This is a genomic window from uncultured Microbacterium sp., from assembly GCF_913776565.1.
Taxonomy (GTDB): Bacteria; Actinomycetota; Actinomycetes; order Actinomycetales; family Microbacteriaceae; genus Microbacterium.
Genome location: NZ_CAJYPF010000150.1, coordinates 1 through 7,586, shown reverse-complemented (window position 1 = coordinate 7,586; position 7,586 = coordinate 1). Strand labels below are relative to the sequence as shown.

The window sequence follows — 7,586 nt, the reverse complement described above, 5'->3', positions numbered from 1 at the left end:
GCGCCGATCCCCTCGGGGGTCGGCGCCGTCGCTCGTCGCGCGGGGCGACGGCATCCACCCCTCCGCCCCGCCCGGCGCGCACCCCGTACCCCATCCGCTCCCGCCCACCGCGATAAAAGCTCCCCGTGTCGAGAAACGCTCCGAGAGCGCGTTTCTCATCACGCACGGCGTTTATCGCGGCTGGCACCACTACCCCGGCCCACGCCAGCGCACCGGCTCGCACCAGCACACCGGCCCACGCCGGCATCCCGACTCGCGCCGATGCGGCCGCCCGCGCCTCAGGCGAAGACCGGCGCCGAACCCCGACCCCGCGCGAACAGCCGAGCGACCATGTCGTCAGCCGTCGTGTTCTCGCCCGGAACGTTGGGCTTGCCCAGGCCGTGGTAATCGCTCGACCCTGTGACGATCAGGTCGCGTTCGGCAGCGAGCGCCGCGAGCAGGGCCGTCGGCTCGGGCAGGTTCTCCCGATGGTCGAGCTCGAACCCGGCCAGACCCGCACGCAGCATCGCCTGCAGCACCCCGTCGGGAAGCCGCGCGCGTCCGGCCGGATGGGCGACGATCGGCACGCCCCCGGCTCCGACGACGAGTTCGACGGCGGTCACGGGGTCCGGGGCGTACAGGGCGACGTAGTAGTCGCCGGACGGATGCAGGATGCCGGCGAAGGCCTCGGTGCGATCGGCGACGATCCCCCGCGCGACGAGCGCGTCGGCGATGTGCGGGCGGCCCACGGTGGCGCCGTCGGTGGTCTGCGCGACGATGTCGTCCCACGCAATGTCGTAGTCGTGCGAGATCCGCTCCGCCATGATCTGGGCCCGGTCGAGGCGCGAGGAGCGGATGCGGTCGGTCATCGCCCGCAGTCCCGTGTCATCGGGATCGATGAGGTACGCGAGCAGGTGGACACTTCGCCAGCGGTGGCGCGCCGACAGTTCCATGCCGGGGACGAACGTCATGCCCAGCGACGTCGCCGCCTCGGCGGCCTCCGCCCAGCCGGAGGTCGTGTCGTGATCGGTCAGCGCGGCGGTGCGCACGCCGTGGCGGTGCGCGGCGGCCATCACCTCGGCGGGCGGTTCGGTGCCGTCGGAATGCGAGGAGTGCAGGTGCAGATCGGTCGGTCCCTCGAAGCGACGATCGTGCGGCATCCGTCGAGCGTATCGCCCTCACCCCCCTGGAGGCGGCGGCGACCTTCGGGCGTCACCCGGCCGGCATCCGCCGATCTCCCAGACGGCTCGCCTAGGGTCGAGTGCGTGCGTCGACTGCTCGGATTCCTGGTCGCGCTCGTCTTCGCGGCGGGTGCCGCCGTGCTCACGTGGCCCTCGGCGTTCGGCCTCGAGCGCACGTATCCGCTCGCACAGGTCATCTCGTTCCGCGCACCGCTGGCGGCCGCTCTGGTCGCCGCGACATTGCTGATGCTGCTGTTCGCGTTCATCCGGCCGTTGCGGGCCATGGCCTTGGTACTGGCGCTGATCTTCGGCGTCTCGGGCGGCGTCAACGTCGCCCTGTTGTCCGACCGCGGCTTCGGCGGCGACCTGCCGGCCAAGACCGAGACGAGTCTGCGCGTGATGACGTGGAACACCGCGGGCTCGGCGACCTCGGCCGAGTCGATCGCGAAGTTCGCCGTGGGCATGCAGGCCGACGTGGTGACGCTGCCCGAGACCACGATCGACACCGGTGCGCAGGTCGCCGAGATGATGCGCGACATGGGTCAACCCATGTGGGCGCATCACGCCGAATACGGCGAGTACGGCATCACGGGATGGGATGCCACCTCCACGACCGTGCTGATCCGCCCGAGCCTGGGCGACTACTCGGTGATCCAGTCCTCGCTCGACGGTTCGAGCAACACCTCCACCGTCCCCAGCGCCGTGGCGATGCCCGTGTCGGGGGACGGCCCGATCATCGTCGCGGCGCACGCGGTCGCTCCGCGTCAGGAGTACATGCCGCAGTGGCGCAGCGACCTGCAGTGGCTGGCCGATCAGTGCGGCACCGACAACGTCATCCTCGCCGGCGACTTCAACGCCACGCTGGACCACATGACGGGCATGGGCATCGACGGCGGCACCCTGGGCCGCTGCCACGACGCGGCGTCCGAGAGCGGCAACGGCGGCGTCGGCACGTGGCCCACCGACGCCCCGGCACTGCTGGGCGCGCCGATCGACCACGTCATGGCGACGCCCGACTGGACCGTGTCGGGCTCCGTCGTCATGCGCTCCCTCGACGGGTCGGGCAGCGATCACCGCCCCATCGTCGTGCAGCTCGAGCGCACCGCCGGCTGACGACCGGGGCTCGCGCCCCTCCTCCCCACCCCTGATTCGAGCGGCGGGGCCGTGGCATCCGTGCGCCCGACGCCGTCGAGTGCGAGACTGGAACGATGGACGCTCCCTCCCCCAGCGACACGACCGCGCAGACCGCCGAGCCCCAGGCCGAACAGACCGAGACCGTCGCCCCCAGCAATCGCAAGGCGCCGTTCCCCCGGGGCTTCCTCGACACGATCTCGACGGGCTGGGCCGAGCACCCGGCGTCGCTGCCCGCCGCGCGCGAGCAGGCCCCCTGGGCCGCCCGTCGTCGCGAGAAGGTGTCGAAGGCCTTCCCCGGCCAGCGGGTGGTCGTCCCCGCGGGCGGACTCAAGCAGCGCAGCAACGACTGCGACTATCCCTTCCGCGCGCACTCCGCCTTCTCGCACCTCACCGGGTGGGGCAGCGACGCCGAGCCCGACGCCGTGCTCGTCTTCGAGCCGCGCGACGAAGGACACGAGGCGGTGCTGTACTTCCGTGAGCGCGCCGACCGCACGACGGCGGAGTTCTACTCGGATGCCACGATCGGCGAATTCTGGATCGGCCCGCGTCCCGCTCTCGACGGTGTCGCCGCCGACCTGGGCCTGACCACCGCGCATCTGGACGCGTTCTCGCCCGAGGCGGACGACCGCACGGTCGGCATCGACGACGAGGTGACGCGCTTCGTGTCGGAACTGCGCCTGGTCAAGGACGAGTACGAGCTGGCGCAGATGGCCCTGGCCGTCGAGGTCACCGGGCGCGGCTTCGACGACGTCATCGCCGAGCTGCCCCGCATCATCGAGCACCCGCGCGGAGAGCGCGTCGTCGAGGGGGTCTTCCACCAGCGCGCCCGGTCCGACGGCAACAGCGTCGGCTACGACACGATCGCCGCCTCGGGACCGCACGCCTGCTACCTGCACTGGACCCGCAACGACGGCCCCGTGAAGCCGGGCGACCTCATCCTGCTCGACGCCGGCGTCGAGGTCGACAGCCTGTACACGGCCGACATCACCCGGACGCTGCCCGTCTCGGGCACGTTCACCGACATCCAGCGCCGCATCTACGAGACGGTCCGCGAGGCCGCCGACGCGTCGTTCGCCGCCGCCCAGGTCGGTGTGCCGTTCCGCCGACTGCACGAGGCCGCCATGGAGGTCATCGCTTCCCGCGTCGCCGAGTGGGGTCTGCTGCCCGTGACGGCCGAAGAGGCCCTGGATGCCGACCGCGGCGGCCAGCACCGCCGCTACATGGTCCACGGCACCAGCCACCACCTCGGCATCGACGTGCACGACTGCGCCCAGGCCCGCCGCGACATGTACTACGACGGGCTGCTCGAGCCCGGCATGGTGTTCACGATCGAGCCCGGTCTGTACTTCCAGATCGACGATCTGACCGTGCCCGAGGAGTACCGCGGTATCGGTGCCCGCATCGAGGACGACATCGTGATGACGGCGGACGGCCCGGTCAACCTGTCGGCCGGCATCCCCCGCACCGCGGACGAGGTCGAGGAGTGGATCGCCCGGCTGAAGCGATGACGTTCACGCCCCCGGCATCCTTCACGACGCGTCCCACCCTGCGGGGGACGTTCGGCATGTCCGCCTCGACCCACTGGACCGCGACCGCGACCGCGCAGGCGGTGCTCGAGCGCGGCGGCAACGCCTTCGACGCCGCCGTGGCCGGGGCGTTCGTGCTGCACATCGTCGAACCGCACCTGAACGGCCCCGGCGGCGATCTGGTCGCGCTGATCCGCCCGGCGGGTGCGGCCGAACCGGTCGTGCTGATGGGCCAGGGGCCGGCACCCGCGCGCGCCGACATCGCGCACTTCACCGGGCGCGGCCTCGACCTCGTGCCCGGAGCAGGAGGGCTCGCGGCCGCCGTCCCGGGGGCGGTCGACGCGTGGCTGCTGCTGCTGCGCGACCACGGCACGTGGGAGCTCGCCGACGTCCTCGCCTTCGCGATCGGCTACGCCCGCGGCGGTCACCCCCTCGTCGCCGGCGCCGCCGCGACCATCGCGCGGGTCGCGGCGCTGTTCCGCGACCACTGGCCGACGTCGGCCGAGAGGTGGATGCCGACCGGATCCCCGCCCGCGGCCGACACCCTCGTGCGCAACCCGGCGTGGGCCGACGTCCTGGACTCCCTCATCGCGGCCGGCGACGGCCTTGCCGACCGGACGACCCGCATCGACGCCGCCCGCGAGCGGTGGATGACCGAGGTGCTGCCCGAAGCCGCCGCGTTCGTGGCCCGCCCGCACCGTCACGCCGACGGGGCCGATCATGCCGGCATCCTGGATGCCGACGACCTCCGCTCCTGGCGTGCCGGGTACGAGCCCGCGGTGTCGGCGCGATTCCGCGGGTGGGACGTCTACAAGGCGGGCGCGTGGACGCAGGGGCCCGCGCTGCTGCACACGCTGCGCCTGCTGGACGACGCTGAGGACGCCCTGCTCGACCCGTCCACGGCCGAGGGAGCGCATCTGCTGCTCGAGGCGCAGAAGCTGGCCTACGCCGACCGCGACGCCTGGTTCGGCGACGGCGACGGCGCGGTCGACGCGGACGACCTGCTCGCCGACGCATACGTCTCGGCGCGACGCGCGCTCATCGGCCCCACGGCATCCGATCAGCTGCGCCCGGGCTCGCCGGACGGCCGCGCACCGCGCCTGCCGCCGCTGCGCACCGACCGCTCCTCGGCGGACGGGTCCACCGGCGAACCCACGGTCGACCGGTCGGGGCAGACGCGCGGAGACACGTGCCACATCGACGTCATCGACCGGTGGGGCAACGTCGTCTCGGCCACCCCGTCGGGCGGCTGGCTGCAATCGTCGCCGACGGTCCCCGCGCTGGGGTTCTGCCTGGGCACGCGCCTGCAGGCGACCTGGCTGGTGCCCGGGCACCCGGCATCCCTCACTCCCGGGCGACGCCCGCGGACGACCCTCACCCCGACGCTGCTCTCGCGCGGCGACGAGGTGATCGCGATCGGCTCCCCCGGCGGCGATCAGCAGGACCAATGGCAGCTGCCGGTACTGCTGCGCATGCTCGTGGGCGGCCACACCGCCCAGCAGGCGATCGACGCACCGACGCTCAACACCACGGCCCTCATCGACTCGTTCTGGCCGCGCACGTGGGTGCCTGCCGGCGCGGCCGTCGAGGACCGCCTGGGCGACGACGTCATCACCGCGCTCGCGCAGCGCGGCCACCGCGTCCGCCGCGCGGGCGACTGGGCGCTCGGGCGCGTCAGCGCCGTGGGACGCGACGCCGAGGGCCTGCTGTGGGCCGCGGCCAACCCGCGCGGCGCGCAGGGCTACGCGGCCGGACGCTGAGGCCGCCCCGCGTCGGGGCTCACACCCGCGCGGCGCAGGGCTACGCAGCCGGACGCTGAGGCCGTCCCGCGTCGGGGCTCACCCGCGCGGCGCACCGGACGACGCGGCAGGGCGCTGAGGCACTCACCGCCCGCGGGCGAACGCGCCGACCACCCCCGCGAGGCCCGCACCGATCTCGTCCGCCGGCCGTCGCGCGCCCCTGACCTCGAACGAGTGGTTGCCGCCCTCGATCCCGTGGACGCGGGCGTCCTGGCACGAAGCGACCACCTCGTCGAACTGCTCCCGCGGGTCGATGAACGGATCGTTCGTGCCCTCGACGAACAACTGCGGCACGGCGATCGCGGGCAGGTGCTCGGCGCGGGGCTTGTCCGGGCGACCCGGCGGGTGAAGCGGGTATCCCAGGTAGACGAGTCGTGCGGGGGCGATGACGCCTTCGGCGGCGGCGACGGATGCCATGCGCCCGCCGTACGATTTGCCCACCGCCGTGTAGGGGCCCGGCGCGTGGGCGGCGAGCCAGGCCTCGACCCCGCGCCAGGTCGCCACCGCGTGGGCGGCGGGGCCCGGCATCCGTCGTCCCGCTTCGACGTAGGGGAACACGAAGCGCAGCACGGCCACGCCGTCGGCCGTCAGGGCGTCGGACAGCCCGGCGAGGAACGGGTGCTCCATTCCGGCACCGGCGCCGTGGGCGAGGGCCACGGTGACGGTCGGCCGTGCGGGGGCGGACCACATCCCCGACACCTCGGTGGGGCCCGCCGGCAGCTCGACGGCGATGCGGACGGGCTGAGGGGTCACCGCGGGGCGGGGGTGTCGTCCGCCCCGGTGTCGCGGCGGTCCGCGGGTGCGTCGGAATCGGTGCGGTCGGAACCGCCCGCGTCGACGATCGGCGCCTCGGCGACGGGAGTCTTCGGGGCGATCCGCTCGCCGTACCGAGGCGGCTCGTCGTCGCGCGGTGTGGAGCCGGGGGCGGCCGAGGGCGCCGGAGGGCGCGGCGGCGCGACCTGCCCCGCGGGGCGCCGCTCACCGTACTGCGGGGGCGTGGCGTCGGCGGCGGGGCGCGACACCGTGGTCCGCGCGGACGTACCGGTGGGGCCCAGGACGCCGCGCGCCTTGTGCACGCTCGTCGCGGCGACGCACACGTCGTAGTGGTCGGCGGCGACCTGCATGACCGAGGCGAAGTCGCGACGGCGACGGACGATCGAGTACGTGCCCAGGCTGAGCAGCATGCCCAGGGCCATGCCGATCAGCAGCACGCCGATGAAGGCCGAGATCTGCGCGGTCGGCGTGCCGAGCACGAAGATGAACGCGAACAGCAGGCCGAGCATGAGACCGTTCAGCGCACCCGAGCGGGCCGCCGTGGCGTAGCCGAGCTTCCCGGTGATCCGCTCGATCGAGCGCAGGCCCGATCCCACGATCGCGATGTCGCGCGCGGGCACCTCGGCGGCGATGAGCGACGAGACGGCCTTCTGCGCCTGCTCGTACGTGGGGAAGGAGGCGATCTTCTCGCCGACCTCGTCGCGGCCGGCACCCGGACGCTGCGCGAACATAGTCATTTCATCATCCTGTCACGCGCGCCTGACCATTCCCGAGGTGTTGCCGACGAGGTGCGGACTACGCTGTACCGGTGAGCACGCAGAGGGTTTTCGTCGCCCGCTTGGCGGGCTGCACGGTGTTCGACCCGGCGGGAGACCGCCTGGGCCGGGTGCGCGACGTCGTGGTGATCTACCGCGCCTCCGCCGCACCGCGCGTCGTGGGCCTCGTCGTCGAGATCCCGGGCCGACGACATGTGTTCGTGTCCATCGGGCGCGTCACCTCGATCCAGGCGGGGCAGGTCATCACGACCGGCCTCATCAACGTGCGCCGCTTCCAGCAGCGCGGCGGCGAGGTGCGCGTGATGGCCGAGATGCTCGGGCGTCGCGTGAGCCTCGTCGCCGCGCTGCTGGAAACGACGCACGTTGATGAGGCCGGTAGTAATGACCTGACCGGCCTGTATCGAGGTGACGCGTCCG

Annotated in this window: 7 protein-coding genes; 4 read left to right on the top strand and 3 right to left on the bottom strand. The window is 73.2% G+C overall.

Annotation, left to right across the window (positions count from 1 at the left end):
• Window positions 1-278 precede the first annotated feature (278 nt).
• Complete coding sequence (locus QZ433_RS08150) at window positions 279-1,139, bottom strand: PHP domain-containing protein (protein WP_295781733.1); 861 nt, start codon at window positions 1,137-1,139, stop codon at window positions 279-281.
• Window positions 1,140-1,244: 105 nt separating this feature from the next.
• Between QZ433_RS08150 and QZ433_RS08145 the strand changes: the two genes are divergently transcribed.
• The 3 genes from QZ433_RS08145 to QZ433_RS08135 all read left to right on the top strand — a co-directional run bounded on the left by QZ433_RS08145 (window position 1,245) and on the right by QZ433_RS08135 (window position 5,580).
• On the top strand, window positions 1,245-2,273 hold the full coding sequence (locus QZ433_RS08145) for an endonuclease/exonuclease/phosphatase family protein (RefSeq protein ID WP_295781731.1): 1,029 nt from the start codon (window positions 1,245-1,247) through the stop codon (window positions 2,271-2,273).
• Between the two features lie 95 nt (window positions 2,274-2,368).
• Window positions 2,369-3,802, top strand: coding sequence for an aminopeptidase P family protein (locus QZ433_RS08140; RefSeq protein ID WP_295781730.1), 1,434 nt, complete (start codon window positions 2,369-2,371; stop codon window positions 3,800-3,802).
• Window positions 3,799-5,580, top strand: coding sequence for a gamma-glutamyltransferase (locus QZ433_RS08135; RefSeq protein WP_295781728.1), 1,782 nt, complete (start codon window positions 3,799-3,801; stop codon window positions 5,578-5,580). Before QZ433_RS08140 ends, QZ433_RS08135 begins: the two co-directional genes overlap by 4 nt.
• A 123-nt stretch (window positions 5,581-5,703) precedes the next feature.
• On the opposite strand, the gene QZ433_RS08130 is transcribed toward QZ433_RS08135, so the two are convergent.
• Window positions 5,704-6,309: an alpha/beta family hydrolase gene (locus QZ433_RS08130; RefSeq protein ID WP_295781735.1), complete on the bottom strand. Its 606-nt coding sequence runs from the start codon at window positions 6,307-6,309 to the stop codon at window positions 5,704-5,706.
• Window positions 6,310-6,368: 59 nt separating this feature from the next.
• Entirely contained in the window at window positions 6,369-7,130 is a 762-nt protein-coding gene (locus QZ433_RS08125; protein WP_295781725.1) for a general stress protein, read from the bottom strand.
• Window positions 7,131-7,201: 71 nt separating this feature from the next.
• Between QZ433_RS08125 and QZ433_RS08120 the strand changes: the two genes are divergently transcribed.
• A partial coding sequence (locus QZ433_RS08120) for a PRC-barrel domain-containing protein (protein WP_295781724.1) occupies window positions 7,202-7,586 on the top strand: 385 nt, incomplete at its 3' end.

Coding starts and splice junctions, on each gene's coding strand:
- QZ433_RS08150 (WP_295781733.1), bottom strand. CDS start 1,139: ATGCCGCACGATCGTCGCTTCGAGGGACCGACCGATCTGCACCTGCAC.
- QZ433_RS08140 (WP_295781730.1), top strand. CDS start 2,369: ATGGACGCTCCCTCCCCCAGCGACACGACCGCGCAGACCGCCGAGCCC.
- QZ433_RS08135 (WP_295781728.1), top strand. CDS start 3,799: ATGACGTTCACGCCCCCGGCATCCTTCACGACGCGTCCCACCCTGCGG.
- QZ433_RS08130 (WP_295781735.1), bottom strand. CDS start 6,309: ATGTGGTCCGCCCCCGCACGGCCGACCGTCACCGTGGCCCTCGCCCAC.
- QZ433_RS08125 (WP_295781725.1), bottom strand. CDS start 7,130: ATGACTATGTTCGCGCAGCGTCCGGGTGCCGGCCGCGACGAGGTCGGC.